Annotated in this window: 25 protein-coding genes; 7 read left to right on the top strand and 18 right to left on the bottom strand. The window is 39.2% G+C overall.

Annotation, left to right across the window (positions count from 1 at the left end; translation table 11 throughout):
* Nucleotides 1–48: 48 nt before the first annotated feature.
* Complete coding sequence (locus QL998_RS01920; RefSeq protein ID WP_290192055.1) at nucleotides 49–1,053, top strand: YHYH protein; 1,005 nt, start codon at nucleotides 49–51, stop codon at nucleotides 1,051–1,053.
* 13 nt (nucleotides 1,054–1,066) lie between these two features.
* Nucleotides 1,067–1,591 (top strand): hypothetical protein, encoded by a 525-nt coding sequence (locus QL998_RS01915; RefSeq protein ID WP_170070923.1) that lies wholly within the window; start codon nucleotides 1,067–1,069, stop codon nucleotides 1,589–1,591.
* Between the two features lie 108 nt (nucleotides 1,592–1,699).
* On the opposite strand, the gene QL998_RS01910 is transcribed toward QL998_RS01915, so the two are convergent.
* Nucleotides 1,700–3,523 carry a serine/threonine protein kinase gene (locus QL998_RS01910; protein ID WP_290192054.1) on the bottom strand — a complete coding sequence of 608 codons (1,824 nt, stop codon included), beginning with the start codon at nucleotides 3,521–3,523 and terminating at the stop codon, nucleotides 1,700–1,702.
* Between the two features lie 225 nt (nucleotides 3,524–3,748).
* Here QL998_RS01910 and QL998_RS01905 point away from each other — a divergent pair, with 225 nt between their 5' ends.
* Entirely contained in the window at nucleotides 3,749–5,764 is a 2,016-nt protein-coding gene (locus QL998_RS01905; RefSeq protein WP_290192053.1) for a TonB-dependent receptor, read from the top strand.
* A gap of 114 nt (nucleotides 5,765–5,878) precedes the next feature.
* Here the strand turns inward: QL998_RS01905 and QL998_RS01900 are convergent, their stop codons facing one another.
* Nucleotides 5,879–6,325 carry a hypothetical protein gene (locus QL998_RS01900; RefSeq protein WP_170070926.1) on the bottom strand — a complete coding sequence of 149 codons (447 nt, stop codon included), beginning with the start codon at nucleotides 6,323–6,325 and terminating at the stop codon, nucleotides 5,879–5,881.
* Nucleotides 6,326–6,446: 121 nt separating this feature from the next.
* Complete coding sequence (locus QL998_RS01895) at nucleotides 6,447–7,106, bottom strand: NAD(P)H-dependent oxidoreductase (RefSeq protein WP_290192052.1); 660 nt, start codon at nucleotides 7,104–7,106, stop codon at nucleotides 6,447–6,449.
* A 250-nt stretch (nucleotides 7,107–7,356) separates the two neighbouring features.
* On the opposite strand from QL998_RS01895, the gene QL998_RS01890 reads away from it, so the two are divergent.
* A complete protein-coding gene (locus tag QL998_RS01890; RefSeq protein WP_290192051.1) occupies nucleotides 7,357–8,403 on the top strand; it encodes a YHYH protein in 1,047 nt (348 codons plus the stop codon).
* A gap of 12 nt (nucleotides 8,404–8,415) precedes the next feature.
* Nucleotides 8,416–8,736 (top strand): hypothetical protein, encoded by a 321-nt coding sequence (locus QL998_RS01885; RefSeq protein WP_290192050.1) that lies wholly within the window; start codon nucleotides 8,416–8,418, stop codon nucleotides 8,734–8,736.
* A gap of 68 nt (nucleotides 8,737–8,804) precedes the next feature.
* Here QL998_RS01885 and QL998_RS01880 read toward each other — a convergent pair whose 3' ends face one another.
* From QL998_RS01880 to QL998_RS01860, 5 genes are all read right to left on the bottom strand, one after another.
* The gene (locus QL998_RS01880; RefSeq protein ID WP_290192049.1) at nucleotides 8,805–9,608 is read right to left on the bottom strand and encodes a hypothetical protein; all 804 of its coding nucleotides are present in this window, start codon (nucleotides 9,606–9,608) and stop codon (nucleotides 8,805–8,807) included.
* Nucleotides 9,609–9,730: 122 nt separating this feature from the next.
* Complete coding sequence (locus tag QL998_RS01875) at nucleotides 9,731–10,174, bottom strand: hypothetical protein (protein WP_182721194.1); 444 nt, start codon at nucleotides 10,172–10,174, stop codon at nucleotides 9,731–9,733.
* Between the two features lie 11 nt (nucleotides 10,175–10,185).
* Nucleotides 10,186–10,422, bottom strand: coding sequence for a hypothetical protein (locus tag QL998_RS01870; protein ID WP_182711272.1), 237 nt, complete (start codon nucleotides 10,420–10,422; stop codon nucleotides 10,186–10,188).
* 71 nt (nucleotides 10,423–10,493) lie between these two features.
* Nucleotides 10,494–11,507, bottom strand: a complete 1,014-nt coding sequence (locus QL998_RS01865) for a DUF5924 family protein (protein ID WP_290192048.1) — start codon at nucleotides 11,505–11,507, stop codon at nucleotides 10,494–10,496.
* 135 nt (nucleotides 11,508–11,642) lie between these two features.
* Nucleotides 11,643–12,392 carry an ATP-binding protein gene (locus QL998_RS01860; protein ID WP_290192047.1) on the bottom strand — a complete coding sequence of 250 codons (750 nt, stop codon included), beginning with the start codon at nucleotides 12,390–12,392 and terminating at the stop codon, nucleotides 11,643–11,645.
* Between the two features lie 621 nt (nucleotides 12,393–13,013).
* Between QL998_RS01860 and QL998_RS01855 the strand changes: the two genes are divergently transcribed.
* Nucleotides 13,014–13,991 (top strand): DUF1852 domain-containing protein, encoded by a 978-nt coding sequence (locus QL998_RS01855; RefSeq protein WP_290192046.1) that lies wholly within the window; start codon nucleotides 13,014–13,016, stop codon nucleotides 13,989–13,991.
* Nucleotides 13,992–14,069: 78 nt separating this feature from the next.
* Nucleotides 14,070–15,098 carry a methionine synthase gene (locus QL998_RS01850; RefSeq protein ID WP_290192045.1) on the top strand — a complete coding sequence of 343 codons (1,029 nt, stop codon included), beginning with the start codon at nucleotides 14,070–14,072 and terminating at the stop codon, nucleotides 15,096–15,098.
* 113 nt (nucleotides 15,099–15,211) lie between these two features.
* On the opposite strand, the gene QL998_RS01845 is transcribed toward QL998_RS01850, so the two are convergent.
* The 10 genes from QL998_RS01845 to QL998_RS01800 form a co-directional block, all read right to left on the bottom strand.
* Nucleotides 15,212–15,634 carry a retropepsin-like aspartic protease gene (locus QL998_RS01845; protein ID WP_024604412.1) on the bottom strand — a complete coding sequence of 141 codons (423 nt, stop codon included), beginning with the start codon at nucleotides 15,632–15,634 and terminating at the stop codon, nucleotides 15,212–15,214.
* 101 nt (nucleotides 15,635–15,735) lie between these two features.
* Complete coding sequence (locus tag QL998_RS01840; RefSeq protein WP_024593617.1) at nucleotides 15,736–16,116, bottom strand: hypothetical protein; 381 nt, start codon at nucleotides 16,114–16,116, stop codon at nucleotides 15,736–15,738.
* 635 nt (nucleotides 16,117–16,751) lie between these two features.
* Nucleotides 16,752–16,973 carry a hypothetical protein gene (locus tag QL998_RS01835; protein WP_002961860.1) on the bottom strand — a complete coding sequence of 74 codons (222 nt, stop codon included), beginning with the start codon at nucleotides 16,971–16,973 and terminating at the stop codon, nucleotides 16,752–16,754.
* Nucleotides 16,974–17,084: 111 nt separating this feature from the next.
* On the bottom strand, nucleotides 17,085–17,852 hold the full coding sequence (locus tag QL998_RS01830) for a hypothetical protein (RefSeq protein WP_024605402.1): 768 nt from the start codon (nucleotides 17,850–17,852) through the stop codon (nucleotides 17,085–17,087).
* Nucleotides 17,853–18,542: 690 nt separating this feature from the next.
* Entirely contained in the window at nucleotides 18,543–19,322 is a 780-nt protein-coding gene (locus QL998_RS01825; RefSeq protein ID WP_165721573.1) for an SDR family oxidoreductase, read from the bottom strand.
* 9 nt (nucleotides 19,323–19,331) lie between these two features.
* Nucleotides 19,332–20,231: a 3-hydroxyisobutyrate dehydrogenase gene (gene mmsB, locus QL998_RS01820; RefSeq protein ID WP_290192044.1), complete on the bottom strand. Its 900-nt coding sequence runs from the start codon at nucleotides 20,229–20,231 to the stop codon at nucleotides 19,332–19,334.
* A gap of 10 nt (nucleotides 20,232–20,241) precedes the next feature.
* Nucleotides 20,242–21,393 carry an enoyl-CoA hydratase/isomerase family protein gene (locus tag QL998_RS01815; RefSeq protein WP_290192043.1) on the bottom strand — a complete coding sequence of 384 codons (1,152 nt, stop codon included), beginning with the start codon at nucleotides 21,391–21,393 and terminating at the stop codon, nucleotides 20,242–20,244.
* A complete protein-coding gene (locus QL998_RS01810; protein WP_290192042.1) occupies nucleotides 21,393–22,184 on the bottom strand; it encodes an enoyl-CoA hydratase in 792 nt (263 codons plus the stop codon). Before QL998_RS01810 ends, QL998_RS01815 begins: the two co-directional genes overlap by 1 nt.
* A gap of 10 nt (nucleotides 22,185–22,194) precedes the next feature.
* The gene (locus QL998_RS01805; RefSeq protein WP_002961869.1) at nucleotides 22,195–23,352 is read right to left on the bottom strand and encodes an acyl-CoA dehydrogenase family protein; all 1,158 of its coding nucleotides are present in this window, start codon (nucleotides 23,350–23,352) and stop codon (nucleotides 22,195–22,197) included.
* 160 nt (nucleotides 23,353–23,512) lie between these two features.
* A complete protein-coding gene (locus QL998_RS01800; RefSeq protein WP_024604003.1) occupies nucleotides 23,513–25,003 on the bottom strand; it encodes a CoA-acylating methylmalonate-semialdehyde dehydrogenase in 1,491 nt (496 codons plus the stop codon).
* Nucleotides 25,004–25,109: the final 106 nt, after the last annotated feature.

The following is a 25,109-nucleotide window of genomic DNA, read 5'->3' as shown; positions in this document are numbered from 1 at the left end:
CAATTGCTGATTATTGTTTAAGTAACTTAATTGATCAGGTAAGCAGCAATGAAACTACACGCACTTAATATTAAAAACTCAAATAGGGTAAATGCTATAAAGCTAAGCACCTTGGCTCTAGTTGTTTTACCGTTAGTTGCTTGTGGAGGTGAAGAAGGCATAGTTGATACCTCAACAACTACAGATTCATCATCAACCACCTCAGATAACGGTACAGGTACGAGTAGCTCAACCCCAGGCGTGTTTTGTGAATATAGCTACAGTGAATATAACGAGTCAGAGTCAGTACAGGCCACCAGCGTGGCAGATTGGTCATGCACAGGAACTACACGTGACTTAGTAGCTAATGGCATACCTGATCACGAAGTAGGTACATTCCCTAATGCCGATAACCCAAATACTATTTCTGAACAATCAGTAAATGAAAGCTACACACTTGAGCCTATAGAAACAACACAAGCAACTATGCTTGGTGGTCCTCGTGGAATGATAGGCGTTGTACTTAACGGCATTAAAATAGACGCAGGCACAGGCGGGAGTTGCGATGATTCGGGCACCGATTGCGATTTGGGCGACAACAGCGGAAACTGGAACATTGAAGCCCTAAGCCAAGACACGTTTAGTTTTGGAACAGACGACAACAACGCACACGTGCAACCCGATGGTACATACCACTATCACGGTATGCCTGAAGGCTTTGTAGCACTGCGAGGTGGCAATAGCACCACTATGACTTTAATAGGCTGGGCAGCAGACGGCTTTCCTATTTATGCACGTTACGGCTATTCGGACTCAAGTGATGCAACGTCAGCCCTAACTGCAATGACCGGTAGCTACCAACACGTAACAACCGTAAGCGCAAACCGCCCTTCTACCGATATATATCCCTTAGGTACATTTGGACAAGATTGGGAATACATAGCAGGCTCTGGTGATTTAGATGAATGTAATGGCCGCGTTGGTGTAACACCTGAGTTTCCCGATGGGATATACCACTATTACGCAACAGACACTTACCCGTTTTTTCAACGCTGCGTTAAAGGCGAAGTTTAGTTAGGAGTAAGCTATGCCTTATATAAAATCACATCTGCTAAGTATGACTACCTTGGGTTTGTTGATTATGCCAAATTTAGCAAACGCACATTTAATGGTTGCAGAGCACGGCACGCTAAACTTTGTAGATAATAACGTGTTTATTGTACTTTCAATCCCTATGTCGGCTTTTAAAGGGGTTGATGAAAATAAAGATGGCAAAATATCAATAGTTGAGTTTAATGCTCACAAAAAACAAATAAGTAAGCGAGTTACAAAGAACGTTTATTTAGCGGATCATCAGTATAAATTTACTATTGACGGACTTTTGCTAAACCCAGAAGCGTCGCATACACATAAAAGCGACAATATAGACCAAGTAACCATTACTGGGCGCTACTCTATGCCCAGTAAATTAACCAAAGTTAACTTTAACGTTAAGCTATTTAGTAACAATGAGCACAAGCAGCATTATCAAATAACAGCGACTAATAAAACGCAAAAACTTACTCACCAATTTGAGCTATCACCAACGTCGCCCTTTAGTAAGGTGTTTTAATAATTAGTAATACTTACCAAATAATTAAGTAGCAAAGAGTACAAGTTGAACAAACTTGTGCTCTTTTTTTTATCTTTGTCTTTTTATGCAGCTCTCTTTATTTAAGGGCTATTTCTGCAAAGGTACAAGCTTGGGATTTTTAGGAAAGTAATACTCTTCTTGCTGCTCACATAAACTAAACTCACGGGTGTTTTTATAAGGGAGTTTCATAAAGCCCGCAACACCAACGTCAGTAATATTTACCGCGTATTGCATGAGTTTATTAAGAAGGCGTTTAAACTCAACTTCTTTGGTCGAATCGAGTAATCGGTAGTAATGGTGAATTTTCATTCTGTCCGGCAGTGCTTCAAAAATAATACAGCCGGTATGATGAATTTGGTTAAGCTCAAATACGCACTTAATAACTTTTTTAGGTAGCTGTAGTTGCTCGTCAGGGTCTTTACCGTCTTCAAAGTATGAATGCGGGCGGGTTATGTCATTTGCTTTCATACTTACTACTTCGTATTCAAGCTCTGGTAGGCTATCAAACTTAAATGCCCCCGTGCCATCTCGCTCTAGTTGAATAGTTTTACGGGCATCAAACAAACAGCACTTAAATAGCCCTTTTTGATTAATCGCTTGCGCAAGCATCACCGTGTTATTAATCGCATCACTAAACGCATCACCCAATGATTCGTCATGCATAATTAAAGACGATTCAACAAACAACGAATCATCCCTCCAATGAAAACTAAGTCCACCAACCACCGGATACTTAGCTAATCGGCTTATTGATGCTAAAAATGCTTTTTCGGTATCGCCTGTATCAAACAAAAACTCTTTGTAATAACGGTCAAGTTGCGCGTCGTTTATATCTAGTAATTGTTGATTATGATCAGCCTGGCGTAAAAATTGTTTTCGTGAGCTATACACAACCGTATCTGGCTGCTCATCGCTACCATACCAAAAAGGAATATCTGCTTTTTTTTGTTTTTTAGCAAACTCAGGTAAATACGCTTTCGCCATAGTTGTAATGTTACGCATAAAGTAATCACCAGCACCATCACGTTGAGCTTTACTTTTAGAAAGCATACCGTCAATGACTTTAGCCAGCTCTTTTGGAAGTCCTAAGCTGCTTGCTGGGATAGCTTGTGCACCAAAGCGACACGACTGCGCCGACGCTAGCGCATATAACGTAGCGGCTACACCTTGTTCGTCAAATCGTGGGGATGATTGCTCCCCCGACATTTGCGCTTCACCAATAAAGTACACATCGCCCATACGCGCATTCGTTGTGCTTAAATCGCCCGACATTAAATCCATAAAGTTACTCGCAACAGGATTACCATCACTATCTAACTGTGCATACACAGAGCTACCCCAATCCACTAACGACAGCGCATCAGTGCTTGCATCCCATACAAGGTTTGAAGGCTTTATATCGCCATGCACTATAGGTTGTGGGCTAATGCCATTTTTATGACTGCGTAAATCAACTAGCACATTACGAAGCCTAACCGCGAGCGCCATTATTTGCGCGGCACTAAAGCGCCCTGTTTTAAGCGATACTTTTTCAAGGTCTTCACCAATGGCGCGTGCCATCATTAAAATCCCTTGTTTTTTAATACGTTCAAAAGCATAAAAGGTAGGCACTAACGGATTATCAATTTGCGAAAGCATATACGCTTCATCTTCTAAGCGGTCACGCACACTTTGGGCAAGGGTAATACGCGAAAACTTAAATACCCAAGGTAAGCCGTTATCGTCATCTCCTGCAAACACAAAACCAAAAGCACCCGAGCCAATCATTTCAACGTTTTTATAGCCCAACACTGTTAACTGCTTAATACAAATGTTAAGCCACTGACGGTGTTTTTTAGCATCGCGGTGCGAAAGCAAATAAACAGATTGCTCTTCGTTAATGTAAAAATTGCGGATTTCTTTGGCTTTCAATACGGGCTCTCTATTTTGTTAGTGTTATGTAGTCATTTAAAGCACTCGATTATTAATTTTATGTAATAAGATTACAATAGCGTGCGGCGTAGTTTTTAAGTTACCCATCTTTACTCACCCCTAAATAATTACAAATAACCAACAAATGTTGCATCCAATAAATTATCTAAGCCGTATTTAACATAGCTGCATTAATAACAAATACATTAGATAGGGATTTTAGTCATGAGAACATTAGCAATTTTAGCGCTAGGCACTTTGTATAGTGGTTATAGCTATGCAAACATAGAAAAATTAACCGTTTATGGTCACAGAGATGGGCTAATTGGTGAGTCAATCAGCGCATCTAGCGGTATTATTGGTCAAGGTGAAATTCAGCAGCGCCCAATGTTAAGAAGCGCCGAAATGTTAGAGTTAATCCCAGGTATGGCGGTCACTCAACATAGCGGCTCTGGTAAAGCTAATCAGTACTTTATTAGGGGGTTTAATTTAGATCACGGCACCGACTTTGCCACCAGCATAGATGGAATGCCAATTAATATGCGCAGCCATGGCCACGGACAAGGTTACACCGACCTAAACTTTATAATCCCTGAGTCTATTTCAACTATTAACTATCAAAAAGGCTCATATAGCGCAAGCCAAGGTGACTTTTCAACCGCTGGTAGTGCTCAATTTCAACTTGCTGATAACCTAAAACATCACCAAGTTGAACTCAGCATAGGAGAAGATAATTATAAACGCGCTGTTGTACTGGGATCTACTAACATTGCAACAGGCAAGCTCATTGCAGCGGCAGAATGGCAAGGCTATGACGGCCCATGGGATGATATAAACGAAGATGTAAATAAAAAGAATGCCCTACTGCGCTATGTTGGTAAAGCTTTTGATGGTGACTTATCAATAAGTGCCATGGCGTACGACAATACATGGAATTCAGCAGATCAAATTCCACAGCGCGCTATATCACAAAATTTAATTACTCAATTAGGCTCTCTTGACACCACACTTGGCGGTAGCTCTAGCCGTTATAGCTTATCGAGTAACTGGCAGGGCGAGCATATAAAAGCCAGCGCTTATGTAATTAATTACGATTTAAACCTGTATTCTAATTTTAGTTATTTTTTAAATGATCCAATTAATGGCGATCAGTTTAATCAGCAAGATAGCCGAAATATTTATGGAACAGATATAAGCTACCAGTTTGAAACCAAAACATCAGATATAAACATACAACATACCGTAGGTATTGAGCTTCGCCACGACGACATAGATAACGTAGGGCTTTATAACACACAAGCAAGAGAGCGACTTAGTACGGTTAGGCAAGATGAACTAAAGCAAACGAGCTACTCAAGCTTTTGGGAGTCTAAACTTTTACTTACTCCAAAACTTGAAGCAACCGTTGGCGTTAGGTACGACTATTTTGATACAAACGTGACTAGTATTACCGCCGTAAATTCAGGAAAAGCAAAGGATGATTTAGTAAGTTTTAAAGGGAGTTTAAATTACCGTTTTACAAATTTAGTAGCTGCATATGCTAATTGGGGACAATCTTTTCATTCAAATGATGCGCGCGGATCTACTATTAATATTGACCCCGTTACCGGTGATCAAACAGAGCAAGTTGACTTATTAGTTAAAAGTGAAGGCGCTGAAATAGGCGTCCGATTTGCTGATGAGCAAAAGTTTAATCTATCAGCTGCACTTTGGTGGCTAACACTCGACTCAGAGCTTTTATTTGTTGGCGATGCGGGTAATACAGAACCAAGTGATGCATCTAAGCGTTACGGATTAGAAATAAGCGCTTATTATTGGATTAACGACAGCTTTAGTATCGACGCAGAAGCCTCGTTTACGCATTCGCGTTTAGATATTAATGACAATAATGATTATATAGAAGGTGCTGTTCCGGTTGTTGCAAGTACAGGTTTAAATTGGCACTTAAGTGAGCAATGGCAGTCATCAGTTAGAGTTCGCCATATTGGCAAACGTACATTAACTAGCGATGGTGACGAGCGTTCGGAGCCTTTAACAGTAGTAAATAGCGCTATTAGCTATGAGCAGACTCACTGGAAAGTAAACTTTGAATTACTTAACTTATTTAATAGTACCGACCACGATATAGATTACTATTATGCATCGCGTTTACCTGGCGAATCAGCACAAGGCGTTGAAGATAACCACTTTCATCCAATAGAGCCAAGAACAGCGCGACTAACATTAAGCTTGTTATTTTAGTATTCATTGAGATTTACAGTGGCACTGTATATAAAAACAGTGCCACTGTAAAACATACCCTTAGCCAATAAGTATCTTAGTAATTAATCCGATGCCTCAACAAGCTAGCTGATGTTACTCAACAATGCGAAGTTGATTTATTGAGTTAACAGCAACATGTGTTTGATAGTAATATTTATTGGTTTTTCTGCCTTTACTTAAAAAGTCGATAGTTACCCGCTTCGCTTCACCTGTTACTTCAATTGTTTTACCAATAAAAAATGTGTCTGCTGATTGTCCGTATTTTTCTGTGAGTTTAGCTGCTACTTTTGAATCAATTGAAATTGTAATAGCACGTCGATCACGATAGTCAGCTTCGGTATTTAAAAATACGTCACCGTACTGAGAGCCTGCAGTTTTAATATAAAACTGAAATGTACCGCTAACACCTTGTGGCGCGCTCTGCTCCGAAAGAGCTATTAAATTCATATTAGCAATAGTGCCTTCGCCAAGCGCCGGTAAGTGTTGTACAGAGCTGCAAGCACTAAGTGTTAATACACTTAAAAGAGTAAGGTATTTCAAGATATAACATCCTTTTTTATAAGTAGATGTTAATAGTAACATTTATATATTTTAAGTTTCTATAAAAGAAACAAATTTAGCCCAATTAAAGGCTAAATTAGTTATATTTTAAAAGTATTCGTTATGGGGCATTTCGCTGCGATGGATTTGATTTAAAGCTTTTTAGCATCTGCTCAGGATCTTCAACGCCACTCTGATTTTTAGCCGCTTGCGCCCACCAAACCAATTGCCCAAAAGTACGGTGAAAATAATTAAACCACGATGACTGCTCTTCACCAACTTGCACAGAGCCATTATCATTAAATACTTCTTGCGCTTTTGGAACATGGATCATTGCAGATACAGGCAAACAGCCAAGCTCTGATAAAAACGAGCCCATACTAATTGCCGCTCTGAGTCCACCCCACTGCCCAGCAGAGTAAGTAACAATAGCACTGGGCTTATATGAAAATAGTGAGCTACCAAAGTGATTAAGTAAGTCAGCGAGGGCTGGGCTCATACTGTGATTATACTCAGGGCTAACCATTACATATCCATCAGCCGCTTTAATTTTATCAGCTAAAGTATTTAGCATTGAAGGCGCCTTACCCTGAGCATAGGCAAAATGTGGTTTAAAAACTTGCTCACTTGGGTAATCAAGTGCATCTATAAGCTCAAACTCATGTTCGGAGAATTGCTCGTTTAAGCACTCCATGCAGGCTTTAGACACTCTCTCACCTAAGCGAGCAGGTTTTGGTGGCGTGCTGTTACGCACTGTCCCTAAAAACACTAAAAACTTCATATGTAATCCTCATATGTATTTGAATAACATCTAAACACTAACACTTTTAGCTAATGTGTATTACACATATCCGTTTTTATTAATTTTGAACACTAATAATTAAATTTAAAACTGCGCTTTAGCAACCACACACTGTTAAAGGTTTTTTATCATGTGCTTATTTTGTCGTTCTCCATACTTTTTGCACATTTAGCCAGTAATATGCCACAGTATAAGTACACCAAAACCTATACTGAAAAGGATACAAGTAATGGGCTCAAATAATTACAGCGCGTTTGCAATCATTATTACCGCAACAGTTTTAACTCTAAGTGGCTGCGACGACTCACCAACTAATAAAAATACTAAGCAAGTCAGTAGCTCCCTTAGTGAAGTACAAAAAACGAATCAAACAATAAATTTATCTATGTTTAAAAAAGGGGCCTTTTTATCTGAGCCTAACATTGTTGATTGCGAAACGGCGCAAGGAACTAAAACTAAGTGTTATGAGTTAATTACATCAGGCGCACCTGCAGGAAGAGAGCCGGGTCCATTTTGCCCGCGCACATCGACCGATGGCGCTGATGTAACTGGCAGTTGGTTTAGTAAAGAAGGTACTGGTGATTTAGTTGATTTAACAGGCCAATTTGTCCTAAAGCTTGATGAATACTACGGCGATGAAAAGTGGGTACTTTACGACACTAAAACAAATGAAATTAGATATACAGCTACAAAAGAGTCTTGCGCTGGTGCAGCTCGCCCTGATGTTGAAGAGCAATATAAACAAAATTGTATTGAGTGTGAACTTTCGTATTTAGAAGATAATTTTTCATTAACGTATTTAATTCCTGTTACACCTATTCCAACATCTGATACTGGCCGCTTAAGAACAGTAGGTATAGCACTAGACGGTACTGAACTATCTGGACCTGCTCCAATTAATGCAATTTTAGAGAGCTATACCATTGCGGCATTTGATGATTGTGGTGGCCATATAAATTTACACCAAGGTTATCACTATCATTCTACCACTGGTTGTACTGACTCAGCTGCTACAGAAGTTGGACATGCACCTCTTATAGGTTATGCAATAGACGGTTATGGTATTTATGCAATGCGTGATACAAGCGGTAAAGAAGAGTTACTTGATGAATGCCGAGGTAATACAGATGAAGTAAGGGGTTATCACTACCACGCAGCTAGTCCTAGTGAAAATATGTTTATAGGCTGCCTACATGGAGAATCAGTTAGGCCTGCAGGTGGACCACCGGGTGATCATAATGGTCCACCGCCAGGCCATGATCCTGAAAAACATTAAAAAGGAGTTGTTATGTTTATAAAAAGTAGTTGTTTAAGCTTGTTTGGTATGGCTTTACTTGCAGCACCCACATTTTTAAATGCTCATTCAGGACCGTTAAATGGTGTTGCAGTTAAAGCCTGCGCAGATAAAGTAAAATCTCAATCATGTAAATACGAAGGCGGCCATAACGATTTATATATTGGCAGCTGCCAGTATATGGCTGATGATTTAATGTGTGTACGAAGCCAGCCGATTCAAAAAATTGATAATGGAATTTCCGCCCCTATAAAAAGCCACACTCACGTAAAAGAAAAGAATGAGTCAAAAACCAACGTTAATAAAGCTATGTAAATTTAGGGCTAGTTTTTATTGATAAACTCTTAATAAGCAGCACAACCATTTTATTGTGCTGCTAACTTTTAACGATATAGATAGCTCAGACCAATACCACTCCATAACACGTTTTTAAAGGTTTGATCACCCACAAAGCGCTCAGCGTTTTTATTAATTGCCATGGTGTAGCTAGTATATGCGTATACTTCAAGCTGCTTAATAACTTTATACGACACGTCAGCTGTAAGCTTAAGGTTGTTAATACCATTATGGCCATCACTTACATAACCTGCATTAAACCCTAGCCCCGTTTGAAAATCGATATTAACAGCTTCATTTATCTCGTAGCCTTTATTTATCGTAAGCTCTATAAATATGCCTTGAGAATCAAACGAATAATATGCGCTGCTAGTGAGCTGAAATTTATCATCGTAAAAATACGAAAAATCTAAGCTAACCTCATTGTCGTGATCATTAGAGGTATTTTCACGCGATCTTAAATGGTTGTAACCAATAAACATATCAACGGTATTAAATAACTGAGTTGCATAAATAGCATTTAAGTTAAACTCGGTATAATCGCTATCAACACCCGTTGCAACCCACGGAATAATAGCTATTTCATTATAATTGAATTCAGTTGCGATTGAGGCAGTACCTTTACCCGCTAAATGGTCACGGCCCTCACTTACATATCGGCTTTCCCAAAGTGGATGCACATGAAAATAAAAACCGTCATCAACATAAGCTGTACTTGCCTCATCTAGCTTAATATTTCCGCCAACACCTAATTCAGGCTCAAGTGCATGAACGTCTTGGGCCTGCACTTTAGCTAAAAGAGATGTACAAATAAGAGCTGCAAGCAAAGTACTCAATAACGTTTTATTCATTTATAGATACCTAAAGCCAAAATATATGCGCGTAAAAAATAGTCGCACATAGTATTTCGCAATATAAAAATAAGCTATCAGTATTTAATAATTTGAATTTAAAAGATCAGGAAATCTAGCATTCATACATTTTTTATTCGCCACAATTTAAGGGTACCAAATAAGTAAAATGACCCATAAATGCAGCAGATTATCGAGCTTATAATCCAAAATTGAATAGAATTCTGATGAACGATTTGGCTTGAAGTTAAAAAAGGAATGATTAAACCCGCAATACCTCGTATTAAATACACTGCGGTTATTAATACGAGTGCAGTTTTTAAAAATGGCAGTTTTAAAATGGCGCCTGCACCAGAGAGCGCATAAAAGCCCCAAATAGCAATAATAACTGAAATAGCTAAAGTTACATAAGTAGGATACATACTGCCCTGCTCTGCCATTTGAGCCATTTGCTCACCAGCACCCAAAAGGCGATACCAATCAGGCCCTCCAAAAACACAGGCTACATGTAAAAGTGATGCTATAAAGCTTAAAATGCCTGCTGTAAATAACGTATTGTTATTCATGTAATTATAATTTAATGACTCATGTAGGCAACAAAGCCAATTAATAGCACGTAAAAGCTAAACCCGAGCACACAAATTAAATAAACATTTTTAGCTTTATTCGCCTTAAACGATACGTAATCGGTAATATCGCTTTTAAACTTACCAAAGGTAACTATTTTTAAAATAGTACAACCTGTTGAGTAAATAAAAAAACCTAAAATAGTCTCTACCATTAACCAAATAAACAGATCAAATGCAAAACTCATAACGTTCATCCAATAAACACTGTAAAAATAGCCTATCAAATATTTATTAGATTACAAACCTATTACCATCATTAAGGTGTAACAGTAAATTTCGTTAAACCTATTAACTGACCTGATTCGGTGACTACTTTTACTTGCCACTTACCAACAGAGTCTTTAGGAAAGTTTACTTTGTGTGTCCACGCTCTATAACCTAGTTCTCTCCCACCGTTTATATTTAACGTGATCCGATCAACTTCTTTTTTATTATGAAGCCACACATGAAATATTTTTTCGTTTAAGCCTCTCGGTGCTTTAACAGCAGTCCAACTATATAAACCTTGATGGTGCAGCGTATAAGAATCTAACTGTTTAATACTCCCTACTGGCTTTTTATGCTGTAAATCAACTTCATGAGCTAATGTAATATCGGTTAATCGCAGCGCTGCAGGAGGCACATAGCTTCTTAATTGCCACACTGCTGTGCTTAAAGCGCATAAAATCAATACAAGAATAGGAAAACGCCACCAGCGAGCATTAGGCATTAAATTGTTTAAACTCGGAAGAGTAACCACTACAGCCGTTACAAGAGCTGCAGCTAAACTTTGGCTCGTTGTAAGGTTTAACAAAATAGGTAACGTAACAAGCAAAACAACAAATAAAGAAAAGTTATGAAACACGCTAAATAGCGTGCGGTTTCTAGCAAGTTTTTTATAATAAAAGGGATCGATAACCGATATAACTGCACACAAAGCAATAAGGGAAGTAAAAATTGCTTGAGGATGATCCCACTGCGTAACCGCTAAAAAAAATGGCAACGCAAAAAATAGGCTTTCTTGTTGCACCATTTGTAGCGCAAAACGCATTACGTTAGGAGATACAGCCACACCAAACTTTTCTTCTACTTTATCACGCAGCCAATTATCAATAATTAGCCACAACCAACTAATAAGTAAAAATATCGCAATAAATTGCGAAAAAGACTCTTTTCTATCTACAAGTGCAAAGCTAGCAACGCCCGACAAAAACGCCAGCACAGCCAATAATCCAGGCCGCTTTTGCATCGCGCTTATAAACTTAGCGATTATATTTTTACAGTAATCCATGTATGAGTGTTTCCGTACGGGTACGTACTTTATTATTTTTATTCAGAGTATGATTAGTTTAACCAAGTTTAAATGAACAACAGATAGATGAATGGATTTAAACGCATCATTTAACAGTACATCAAACTAACCATTTTAATTGAATAAAAGCTCTGCATAGCGCGTCATTGGTACGTTTATTAATTTTTGTAACGCGTGAGCTTTTACCAGTAATTCATCCTCACTAAGTGCAGGCATTTTATTGTTAAAAGCGAACACAATTTTATTACCGCCTTCAATAATAAAACTAAGAATCTTTCCTGCAAATTCTTTCTCAAGTAGTTGATCAAACACTTCCCTTTGCCCAATTTTGGTATGGCAAATATTAAGTACTAAAACACCATCTAAAGTGAGCGCATTTTTACAATCACGTAAGTAGGATGATTGCACCTGATCTGACTCCATCCCTTCTGAGCTATATAAATCAGAAAAAATAACGTCCGTTTTTATCTGCGTTTTTTTCATGTAGTTTGCCGCATCATCAATATGAATAAACAAACGTTCTGACACGGGAACTTCAAAATATTTTTTAGCCATATCAGCAACAGCTTTACGGTATTCAACTGTATGTATAGTCAGCGCGGGAAACGCATGATAAAGACTTTTTGCGATAGAGCCCGCCCCAAGCCCCATTATCATCGCGATTTTTAAGTGCGGTATAAAAAAAAGCGCAGCCATCATAGCTTGCGTATAAGCTAAGCTTAACCCGTTAATATTATTTAATTTAATACAGCTTTGATAAATTTTTCCGTCAAAGCTGAGAATAAGATTCTTTTTTGTTTGATATACATAAACAGGGCCATGCTCATCAATAGTTGATGCAATACAAGTGCCTTTGATATCCACGAATACTCAATAGGTGAGGTGATGAAAAACGAGTATAACTTACTTAACGTACTGCCATGGCTATTAATATGATTTATAGCCTTTTATTAATTTACAGGCATTTATATACGTACTCAGAAAAGTCGGTTTATCTTTTGAGATTAGATTAGCTAAGGTATCTACTTATATAGCTAGCTGGAACTTACCCGTGACGACATTTATTATAAACAGCGATGCAATATGCTAAAAACCAACTAATACACTGATATAGCTACAAAAAAACTCTTTGAATATTCCTCACGTTTAACATGAATAAAGTACACATTAACACAAAGGAAGTCTAAACGGCTAAACATCCATCCTTTATTTTTATCGATTTATGCCTTTTTTTCGTCAATTACTACGTAATCGCATCTAACAATAATGTGTAATGAATATGACTCATGTTTTATGTGAAATTAAACCGTTTTTCTTCATATGCCAATCCACGTATAAATTACTCATCCCTTAGCGCTAAACACTATTACTAACAACTTAAAGCCGCTGAATACCTAAACCAGCTAAGCCAGCTAAGTAAGTTGCAAGGCTAATAAAGCGCAGAGCATCAATCAGGTTTAAATTATAAAATTGGATATAAACACGATGAAAAAAGATTTTACATTTAATATTAAGAGCGTTTCACTCGACGAAAATTATCATCCATCAACTAATACGCGTATCACAACCAACTTTGCTAATTTAGCCAGAGGTGAATACCGCAAAGCAAACTTGCGTAACGCCTTAAACATGATTAACAACCGTTTTAATGCCCTAGCCCATTGGGATAACACCAAAGGTGAGCGTTATGCTGTTGAGCTTGAAATTGTGTCTGTTGAGATAGGTATTGAAGACGGCGGCGAAAGCTTCCCATCAATCGAAATATTAAAAACAAATATTGTTGATCATAAAACTAATAAGCGCATTGAAGGCATTGTAGGAAACAACTTTTCATCGTATGTGCGCGACTACGATTTTAGCGTACTTCTACAAGAGCACAATAAAGGCAAGCCTCAATTTAGTATTCCTGATGACTTTGGGGTTTTACATGGCAAGCTATTTCAGTCATTTGTAAATTCGGATACATATAAACAAAACTTTAAAAAACCACCGGTTATATGCCTAAGTGTGTCAGATAACAAAACCTACAACCGCACTGAAAACCAACACCCGGTACTTGGCGTTGAATACGAACCAAATGAATCGTCTTTAACTGAGCAATACTTCAAAAAAATGGGCTTACAGGTACGTTATTTTATGCCACCAAATAGTGCCGCGCCTTTAGCATTGTTTTTCTTTGGTGATTTACTTAATGATTACAGCAATCTTGAGCTTATAAGCACCATTAGTACGATGGAAACGTTTCAAAAAATCTACAGACCAGAGATTTATAATGCCAACGCAACAGCGGGTAAATCATATAAACCAAACTTAAAAAACTTGGACCACTCACTAACGCAAATTGTGTATGACCGAGAAGAGCGCGGCAAGTTAGCAAACGAGCAAGGCAAGTTTGCGCAAGAGCATTTTATCAAGCCGTACCAAAGAGTTCTTGAGCAATTCTCTACTCGCTATCTGTCATAACAACTAATAGTAACAAGCAGTAATAACGCGCTTAACAATACGTTTAATAATTAACTAAAATATACGGCATTATTTATTATGAAAAAATTACTACCTACATCTACCGCTGGCAGTTTACCTAAGCCTTTATGGCTTGCAGAGCCAGAAACACTTTGGTCACCTTGGAAATTACAAGGTGATGAATTAACCCAAGGACAACACGACGCCCTACGCTTGTCATTATTCGACCAACAACAAGTAGGTATTGATATTGTTAGCGATGGTGAGCAAACAAGGCAGCATTTTGTAACTACATTTATAGAGCACCTAAACGGTGTTGACTTTGAAAAACGTAAAACAGTAAAAATTCGTGACCGATACGACGCAAGCGTACCTACAGTTGTTGGCCCTGTTAGCCGTCAAAAGTCTGTGTTTGTTGAAGACGCTAAATTTTTACGCAAGCAAACCAAACAACCTATTAAATGGGCATTGCCAGGCCCAATGACAATGATTGACACGCTTTACGACGATCATTATAAAAGCCGCGAAAAACTAGCGTGGGAATTTGCCATAATTCTTAATCAAGAAGCTAAAGAATTAGAAGCCGTAGGCGTTGATATCATTCAATTTGATGAGCCCGCGTTTAACGTATTTTTTGATGAAGTGAACGACTGGGGAATCGCCTGTTTAGAGCGCGCAATTGAAGGGCTTAAATGCGAAACCGCAGTGCATATTTGCTATGGCTACGGCATTAAAGCCAATACAGATTGGAAAAAAACACTCGGCAATGAATGGCGACAGTACGAAGAAGCATTCCCTAAGCTTCAGCACTCTAATATCGATATTATCTCACTAGAGTGCCATAACTCACATGTACCAATGGATTTACTAGAACTCATTCGCGGTAAAAAAGTAATGGTAGGCGCTATTGATGTAGCAAATCATACTATCGAAACGCCAGAAGAAGTAGCTAATACGCTACGTAAAGCACTGCAATTCGTAGATGCCGACAAACTCTACCCGTGTACAAACTGCGGCATGGCTCCACTGCCTCACCATATAGCCAGAGGTAAACTAAATGCCTTGAGCGCAGGGGCTGAAATTATAAGAAAAGAACTAGAAAAGTAGCTTTAAAATACAAATTGTAAACAATAACAACTGTCGCACCATGCCATAGTAAAATCCATAAACATGGTGCGTTAGCTAAAACCGACTAAAGAACAAAGTTTAGGTTAGTTATTTTATTTTTTTTTATTAAAAAGCTCTAATCTATTTTTTGAAAAATCGATAACTGCTTGGTATTTGGTAAAAAAGGGAGAGCCTAACAAGCCATGTACTCCCTTTTCACCACCCGCTACCTGAACATGGTCAAGATTAAGTGACACAAAGTCAGGACTTTCAAACAAGGCATTTCCAAACTCAATTGAATGAACTTCTATATCTCCCATAGCGTGATCCGAAGTGCCTAAGCCTGCTGCATTCTCAACATTTAGTGTCTCTTCAATGCCTAACTCACTTAGGCATCCCCTGTCTAAAACAGATGTTCCAGCGCCAGTATCTAAAATAAAACGTAACAATTTACCGTTAATTTTAGCTTCAACAATTTGGTGGCCTGTTTCTGATATTTCAAACTCAATTACAGTTTTGCCTTCAGATAAATTCATATACGTTCCTTGTTATAAAGTTTTTAAAATCTTACTTACTATTTTCAGCTTCCCACAATTAATAGCCAAATTTTACTAGTCGCCCACCTCAGCGCGTTTTGTTAGGTAACGTTTATCACCTGAGGCTCAATATTTGTTAAAACATGGATGATTTCATTTGTAGTCATTACTGAATAATGAAACAGCTTATTGTTGTTTAAACTGAAAGTATTCGTTTTAGTTTGAGCATACTCCAATAAGCTTGAATCAGAATACACGCCGATTACGCCCGAATCACGGTTTTGATGATAGTCATGAAAATGGCTACTTTCATCATAAGTTTCAAATAAAACGGTATTCGTAAACACAACCATAAACCTTACGGGATCATCGCCTTTTATATAAGTTTTAAGGTTCAGTGTTAGTAACCCATCAACATACGATAATTTGTCTAAGCTCCAGTCTTGGTAATTATTTGTGACTTCATCGATGGCAGTATTCATTTAATTACCTAACGAGCCTGTAGATTAACTCGTTTCTATTTGTTTTTATTGATAAGCAAACCATAGCTGAGTTCCTATTTTGGTTCAATTGATTACTGTCTTTTTACACAGAATATAGAAGTGTTTGATATTGTTTTAATTGGCGTTTTGGAAGGGATTAAGGGTGGTTGAGTGGCTTTTATTTAGAGTAAGAGGGCTTACCCTTCTTAATTCATCGTGTTTTGCAGCTTTTCTATATTATGAGCAAGGCAATACAGTTGCCACACAATAAAGTAAAGGCATTGACTTTCGCTTGCCCCCGTAAGGTCAGTTTATTCATGCCTTTGTTCACTGTAATATTCCGCTTTTTATTTAAAGGAAAGCCGGTTTAATACAGCCGAGTCGTTTGCCATTCTTTAATAAACAGATATCGTAGCCCGATTGTGCTGTCTATTTTTACTTTCATTTTGTCTACATAGCTCAGCTTTTTGCGTGATTCATTATTTATAATAGTGCACTCTTCATACTGTTTTTGTTGGCTTTTTTCCTAATGATTAGGATAGGTGTCATCCTAATCATTATTTTCCTCAAAGTGATGAGGAGGTGTCCACTAAAACGGGTCAGGAGCATTGTCCTTGTTTAACAGCTTGTTATAACTAATTACCACTTCTAAGCTGTTCTTTTAAGTTAAGGTTTTCATTTTTCAATATTTCAACTTGCTGCTTGTAAGATGCAACTTCACTTTTTAAACTAGAAACATCAGACTGTATCTCATCTAGTTTTTCTACAATTTCTATGGAACGTGCATTCCCCAAAAAGAGAACAATTAACGCTATTACGAATAACGTGCCACCAGTTAACTTTACTTTTGATTCCATCCACTACAGCTCCTTTGGTTATAACGCCACCTTAAGCGGCAAAAAATTGTTTGCTAAAATGTTGAACGGAGTGAAAACAGCAAACTGTTTTTTGTCCGTTTGAAGGTCTTGTTATGTGTGTTTATCGAACAAACTTGCAACAACACCGCTTTCCAGCACAACTAATACACGATCAAAGTAATTCTTTTCAATTATGTTATCAATAGCCTCTTGATACATTAATATTTGCTCATTATCGTCGTCACTAAATTTGTTTGCATAAAAATCATGTAATGCAAGCCAAACTGGTGGCTTAACTTCACTACATTTTTGTTTTTTCACACAAATGCTTTTTCTAACAATACTTTCAAATATAACGTCTAACGGTTGTATCATATTGTTTAAAAAACTATTAATGTCATTGCTTTTTCTTATGGGAGAATTTGAAAAAGACATAGGGAAATGTTGACCATTTTTTGAAGTGTTGAATTTTTTAAATGTTATTTTCACACTGTCTTCAAAAAATATATATTCATCATTTGAAAACCCTTGAGCTAAAACCCTTTGTTCAAAGAAACGAATGAATTTTTTTCTTATTTTTCCAACTTTTATACCTGAGTGACGAACGCTAATAAAGTAACTAATATTTTTCGGCAATACGCTTTGCTTTTTAGCAATCACTTCTTTAATAAAACCATGATAACTATGTGCTAAGTTTGTTCTCCTGTTTATAGAGTTTTCGTCAACTTTAGTAATTTCTACCGAATAACTAACCTGATCGATATTTAAAATAACATCAGGTGGATCTTGTGGTGGTTCACTATAAGTTACAGATTTATGACCATTATTTAAGTAATGAGTAACTAGTGCATCTGAAACGACTACTTCATCTTTTGTCATTTATATAGACCTCAGGTGCTCAAAGTTGATACACACATAACAATTTTGTCTACGACATTTGTCGTTTTATAAACCGACAAATGTCCATATATTACAGTGCATTTATCTTAACCATCAAATAAACACCTGTAAACAATTAGTTAACTGGAAAATATTTTTAATCAATGCACAAATGCACCGAAATGGTGGAGATCAGTAATATTGGATAAAATAACAAGCACTGTCTGTATATACAGTTAACTTTTACTAGAGATTCATATCATGAAATCACCTTTTTAACTATGATAGCCGAACAAATGTATCTAAAGCGTTATGCTAAAAGTACTATTAAAGCGTACTTATACTGGATAGCTTCGTTTATTTGATTTAATTCTATGAGGCACCCAACAACGATGGGAAATAATGAGGTCGAACTTTTTTTAGCTTTTTTAAACTCGTTTAGTCAACCAACAAAATGTTGCTCATAACCTCAAACACAAGCCTTAAATGCGTTGAGCTTTTTATTTAAAGAAGTGATTAAAAAGCCACTCTCATTAGGTTTTATTAAGAGCAAATGAGCAACTAATTTCACAACAAAATGCCAACGCCGTCATCAGCCCTTTTTCAAGTTTATAAATCTCCCCGATTTAAAACAAAAAAGCATAGCCCACAAGCGCCATGCTTTTTAAATCAACCTTAATCTAGCTCGGTTTACAAACGAATACCCCCGTCTATTTCAACCACGCGACCGGTAAAAAAGTCGTTTTCGATTATGTATTGTGCAGTATGGGCAATTTCGTCGCTTTCGCCTAAGCGCCCTACTGGCGTTACTGCGAGCATACGCTGTTTGGCTTCGGGCTTCATGGCGTCGGTCATGGCGGTGCTTATAACACCTGGTGCAATAGCGCCTACACGTATACCAAAGCGGCCAAGTTCTTTAGCCCATGTGGTGGTAAGTGCCACTACGCCAGCTTTTGATGCAGCGTAATTTGTTTGGCCTATGTTACCTGCGCGCGCTACGCTCGACATATTAACTATTACGCCGCCTTTGCCTGATTCAATCATGTGGCTTGCAGCTTCGCGCCCTGCTAAAAACACACCGGTCAGGTTTACATCAATCACTGATTGAAATTGCTCAAGAGACATTTTTTTAACGACTTTGCCGTCTTTAGCCTTAATAAACATGCCATCGCGTAAAATACCAGCGTTGTTTATAAGCACACCAATGTGGCCAAAATCGCTGTTAATAGTATTAAATACGTTCTCTACTTCGCTCTCATTTGTTACGTTTGCGGCATAGCCTTTAATATTGCTAGTTACACCTTCAAGCTGTGTTAATTGCATGAGTTGCTCGCATACGGTGTTTAATAAGTCTTGTGCCATATCTATTAAAGCAATGTTAGCGCCCATAAGAGCGAACTTTTGCGCCATTGCAAAGCCTAAGCCTTGTGCGCCACCGGTTATTACTACCGTGTTATTTTTAATTTCCACGCGTTGCTCCTACTTAGAAAACAGTTTAAAAATGGCACTAAAGTCATCACTACCCGCACCTTGGTGCTGCAGCATAGTGTATAAATTTTTAGCCATTGAACCCATTGGGGTTGTTGAATTACTTTGCTGCGCGGCTTCCATGGCAAGGCCTAGGTCTTTAGCCATTAAATCAACCATAAAGCCAGGTTTGTAATCGTTACTTGCAGGAGCTGCATCCATTACACCTGGGCAAGGATTGTAAAGTTCAAGCGTCCAGTTACGGCCCGAACTTGCGGTCATTATGTCGCTAAGTACTTTAGGATCGAGGCCGTTATTTATACCCATTTGCAGTGCTTCGCTGGTGCCTGCCATTAAAATACTGAGTAGCATGTTATTACATATTTTTGCTACTTGCCCTGCGCCAATATCGCCTGCATGAAATATGTTTTTACCCAAATCACTAAGCACTGTATTTGCTTTATTAAACGCTGCTTTTTCGCCACCTACAATAAATGTAAGAGTGCCAGCAGTTGCGCCTGCAACGCCGCCCGATACCGGTGCATCTAAAAAGCTTATGCCTTGTTTGCCAAGTGCGCTGCCTACAGTGCGTGCTGATTCTGCATCTATTGTTGAGCAATCAATTACTAATGTATTTTTGCTCAGCACATTAATTAAACCGCTGTCGTCGTTATTACACAAATAAAGCGATTTAACATGTTTGCCCGCAGGTAACATACTAATAAGTACGTCAGCATTAGTTGCGCACTGCTTTGCATCAACGGCTGCTTTTGCGCCTTTACTTGCAAGCTTATTTACGACCGACTGGTTTAAATCGAACACACTCACAGTATGCCCAGCTTTAATTAAGTTAGCCGCCATTGGGCCGCCCATATTACCTAAGCCGATAAAACCGATATTGAGTTTAGTCATCGTCTTTCCTTTATGTGTGTGATGGCGTGTCTAAGCCATTGAGAGGGTGGTTTTCGCCAAAGCGGGTAGCAAAAAAGCTGTCGATTATTGTTTGTGGTACATCACTAAGTGTTTTGTACTGCCAATTAGGCGCGCCGTCTTTATCTATTAATAGCGCTCTTACGCCTTCTTGAAATTCACCTACTTCGCCAGCGCGCAACGACATACCCAGCTCCATTTTAAAACACGCTAATAAGCTTTTGCCTTTGCTTGTTTTTAATTGCTCACTAACGAGTGCACAGCTTAGTGGGCAGCCATGTTTAAGTGATTTTTGAGCGCGTTGTAGCCACTTATCGTCAGTGGTTAGCCCTAAAATATAATCTACCTTCTCCTGCAAAGTTGTAAACTCACCCAGCTTTTGAATCGTTTTGAGATTAGCTTTTACATTGCCTTTTGGCATACGCGCAGATTGGTTGTCTAAATCGGTTAATAACTTAGTTAAACGCTCATGATTTAAACTTGCGGTTTTGCCCCACTTTGCAGTTAAAATTTGCGTAAGCATGGAATCATATTTAGTGCTGTCGATAAAGTGATCGGCAAGTGATACAAAACGCGCGTCGTCGCAGTTAATTGATGCCGACGTTAACCCTAAAAATAGCCCCACGTTTTGTGGCATTTTATGTAAAAAGTAACTGCCGCCTACATCTGGGTATAAACCTATGGTTTGCTCTGGCATGGCAATGCAAGATGTTTCGGTTACGACGCGATGGCTAGCACCGGCCATTAACCCTAAACCGCCGCCCATCACTATACCGTTACCCCAAACAAGGATTGGTTTATCAAAGGTATGAATAAGGTAATCAAGCTTGTACTCAAGCGTAAAAAACTCTTCAACTAAGCTTGTTGGTTTACCTTGCGCCATTGCATGATGAAGGCTTACAACATCGCCGCCTGCACAAAATGCTTTATCGCCTGCGCCTTTTAACAACACCATTGCAATAGCATCATCGTCTTGCCAAGCTCGCAATTGCGGCTCAAGTAATTTGATCATCTCAAAATTAAGTGCATTTAAGGCTTTTGGCGCATTGAGTGTAATAAGCCCAATTAAACTGCCGTTTTCTGCGGTTGCGGTTTCAAATACCACGGGCTCATCGGCGCTATTTAATAATGTTAAAGCACTCATTAGCCATTTACCCAGTTAGCGTGGCGTTTTTCTAAAAAGGCATTTACGCCCTCTTGTTGATCTTCGGTATCAAATAAACCAACAAATAACTCGCGCTCAAGAGGCAATACACTTGCCATTGCTTGATGACGCCCCTTTTGAATCAATGTTTTACACGCAGCAACTGAGGTAGGGCTTTGATCGGCCACTTGGTTGGCAAGTTTTAGTGCTGCCGCAAAGCTTTCACCTTGTGGTACTACTTCTTCTACTAAGCCAATTTGTAGGGCTTTATCAGCTTTTAAGCGCTCGCCGCATAAAATCATGCGTTTTGCCCAGCCTTCGCCTACTAGCCATGCTAAATTTTGTGTACCACCCGCACAGGGTAATAAGCCAACTTTAGCTTCAGGGAGCGCCATTTGTGCTTGCTCTTCAGCTATACGTATATCGCACGCAAGCGCCACTTCTAGCCCGCCGCCCATTGCATAGCCATTAATGGCAGCGACTGACACGCCTCTAAAATTAGTAAGCGCTTCGAATGCTTCACCAAATACACACGACATATCGGCGGCTACGCCTTTATCGCCACCAGCAAATACGTTTAGGTCGGCACCTGCGCTAAAAAACTTCTCGCCTTCACCAGTCAGTACTAATGCATAAATATTTTTATTATTATTAAGCTCATTAACGGTATTTTTTAAATCAACTAGGGTGTCTTTTGTCCAGGTATTTGCTGGCGGGTTAGACATAGTTAAAATAGCAACATGACCTTCGGTTGTAAGTTCAATACTCGGATTAGATTTAGATTCTGACATACATTGCTCCTTATAAAACGTCGCTTGCAGACTCAGCCAAAATACGGCGCGCTATAATCACACGCATAATTTCGTTAGTGCCCTCTAAAATTTGATGAACGCGTACATCACGTACATGGCGCTCAAGCGGGTATTCTTTTATATACCCGTAACCACCATGAATTTGCAGTGCGTCGTTACACACAGTAAAGCCAACATCGGTAGCAAAACGTTTAGCCATGGCGCAGTAAGTGGTTTTTTCAACGTCGTTATTATCAAGTTTAAATGCAGCAAGCCTTACCATTTGGCGCGCAGCTACAAGTTCGGTGTTCATATCGGCAATTTTAAATTGCAATGCTTGAAACGCAGCCAATGGTTTACCAAATTGTGTACGTTCTTTTAAATATTCACGGGCTGTATTAAGCGCCGCTTGCGCTGTACCAATTGAACATGTGGCAATGTTAATTCGACCGCCATCAAGGCCTTGCATCGCAAATTTAAAGCCTTCGCCTTCTGCGCCTAACAAGTTATGCGCAGGAATGCGTACATCTTCAAAGCTAATTAGGCGTGTTGGTTGTGCGTTCCAACCCATTTTTTCCTCAGCTTTGCCGTATTCAACGCCTTTTGCGTCGGCAGGCACTACAAATGCCGAAATACCCGCAGCGCCTTCGCCGCCTGTACGTGCCATTACAACTAGCACTTCAGTTTCGCCAGCGCCCGATATAAACATTTTTGAGCCGTTAATAACGTACTCATCGCCCTCAAGCACGGCTTTGGTTTTAAGTGATGCGGCGTCTGAGCCCGACCCTGGCTCAGTTAAACAATAAGAGGCAAGTAACTCGCCCATTACTAATTGCTCAACGTATTTGTCTTTTACGGCATCGGTACCAAAACTTGCTACCATCCAGGTGGCCATATTATGAATGGTTAACATGGCCGTTGTTGCGGTACAACCCATAGCAAGTTGTTCAAAAATAATGCTCGAATCTAAACGAGATAAACCAAGGCCGCCTGCTTCCTCTGGCGTGTATAAACCACAAAAACCAAGCTCGCCCGCAGCTTTAATCGTGTCTTTAGGAAAGATATGTTCGCGATCCCATTTTGCGGCATGGGGCGCAAGTTCTGACTCGGCAAATTGACGTGCAGTTTGTGCAAAGGCTTGTTGATCTTCAGATAAGTTAAAGTCCATGGTAGACCTCTTTAATTGTGTTAGTTGTGTTGTTAGTGTTTCCCGTTACAGGGATAGTTTGTGACGAGCGGCGAAGGCTTATGTGTGTTGTGTGTGAAGTAGCCTTCGCGCCCATCTTTTTTATTAATTATTCTTTTATTTACTCATTTTTTAATTACGATTATTTTAAGTTAATACTCATGTTTGGGCCCGACGCAATGTCGTCTTCAAACCAACGCGATGTAATTGTTTTAGTTTCTGTGTAAAAGCGAATACCTTGCTTACCGTACGTGTGAGTATCGCCGTAAAACGAGCCTTTCCAACCAGTGAATGAAAAGAACGGAAGTGGCACCGGAATTGGCACATTAATACCTACTTGGCCTACTTCAATTTCGTGTTGGAATTTACGAGCCACTGCGCCGCTTGACGTAAATAACGAGGTACCGTTACCGTAAGGGCTGTCGTTAATAAGGGCGATTGCCTCTTCAAGCGTGTCTACAAACATACACGCTAGTACTGGACCAAATATTTCTTCTTTGTATAAATCCATCTCTTTGGTTACATCGGTAAATAACGTCGGACCAACCCAGTTACCTTGCTCATACCCTTCAACCGTAAAGTCAGAGCCATCAATTAAACAGGTAGCGCCTTGCTCTTTACCACCAGCAATGAGTGATAAAATACGTGCCTTTGCTGCTTTTGATGTTTGTGGACCGTATGCCGCGTTTGCATCATCCCACACGCCTGGGCGTACATTTTCAAAGCCTGCTTTTATTTCATCTACCCACTGACTTGCTTGACCTACAAACACAGCAACCGAAATACCCATACAACGCTGGCCAGCAGCACCGACAGATGCGCCTACTAGGTTGTTTACAACGTGCGATTTACTTGCATCAGGCATAATAACCATGTGGTTTTTAGCGCCAACACACGCTTGCACGCGTTTAAGATTTTGTGTGCCTTTAGAATAAATATAAGCACCTACACCACACGAGCCTACAAACGAAATAGCACGCACTGCTTTATCTTCTAGTAAGCGGTCTACTTGTGGTTTTGTACCATGAACAACCTGTAATACGCCTTTTGGTGCGCCGGCTTCAATAAATAGCTCAGCTAAGCGCATTGGTGTAAGTGGATCTTGCTCTGACGGTTTTAAAATAAAGGTGTTACCACACACAATAGCGAGCGGGAACATCCAAAGAGGGATCATTGCTGGGAAGTTAAACGGGGTTACGCCCGCGCATACGCCAAGTGGCTGCATGTAAGAATACGTATCGATTTTACGCGCTACGTTTTCCATTGTTTCACCCATCATTAATGATGGTGCGTTTGCTGCTTGTTCTACTACTTCAATACCGCGCCAAACATCGCCTTTTGCATCTTCAAATGTTTTACCCAATTCATGGCAAATAATGGTAGCAAGCTCATCATGATGTTCCTTTAATAGCGCCGCGTACTTCATCATAATGCGAGCACGTTCAGTAATAGGTACGTCTTTCCATGTTTTAAACGTCTCAGAAGCTGAGGCAATTGCCGCGTCCATTTCTGATTCTGTGGTACATGGCACTTGTGCAAGTACTTCTTGAGTTGCTGGGTTTATAACATCGATAAGCTCTTTTGATGCTGATTGAATAAATTCGCCATTAATAAGTAGTGGTACTTGGTGCATGATTAAATCCTAGTGTGTGAGTTGTGTGTTCTCTTTTAAAATTGGTAGCGCCGCTTTGTTAGTATTATTAGTGCAGCGCTTTTATAGTTATTCGTACAGCTTTCTT

This window comes from Pseudoalteromonas sp. APC 3691, assembly GCF_030408135.1.
Classification (GTDB): Bacteria; Pseudomonadota; Gammaproteobacteria; order Enterobacterales; family Alteromonadaceae; genus Pseudoalteromonas.
This window is presented reverse-complemented; position numbering and strand designations above follow the sequence as displayed.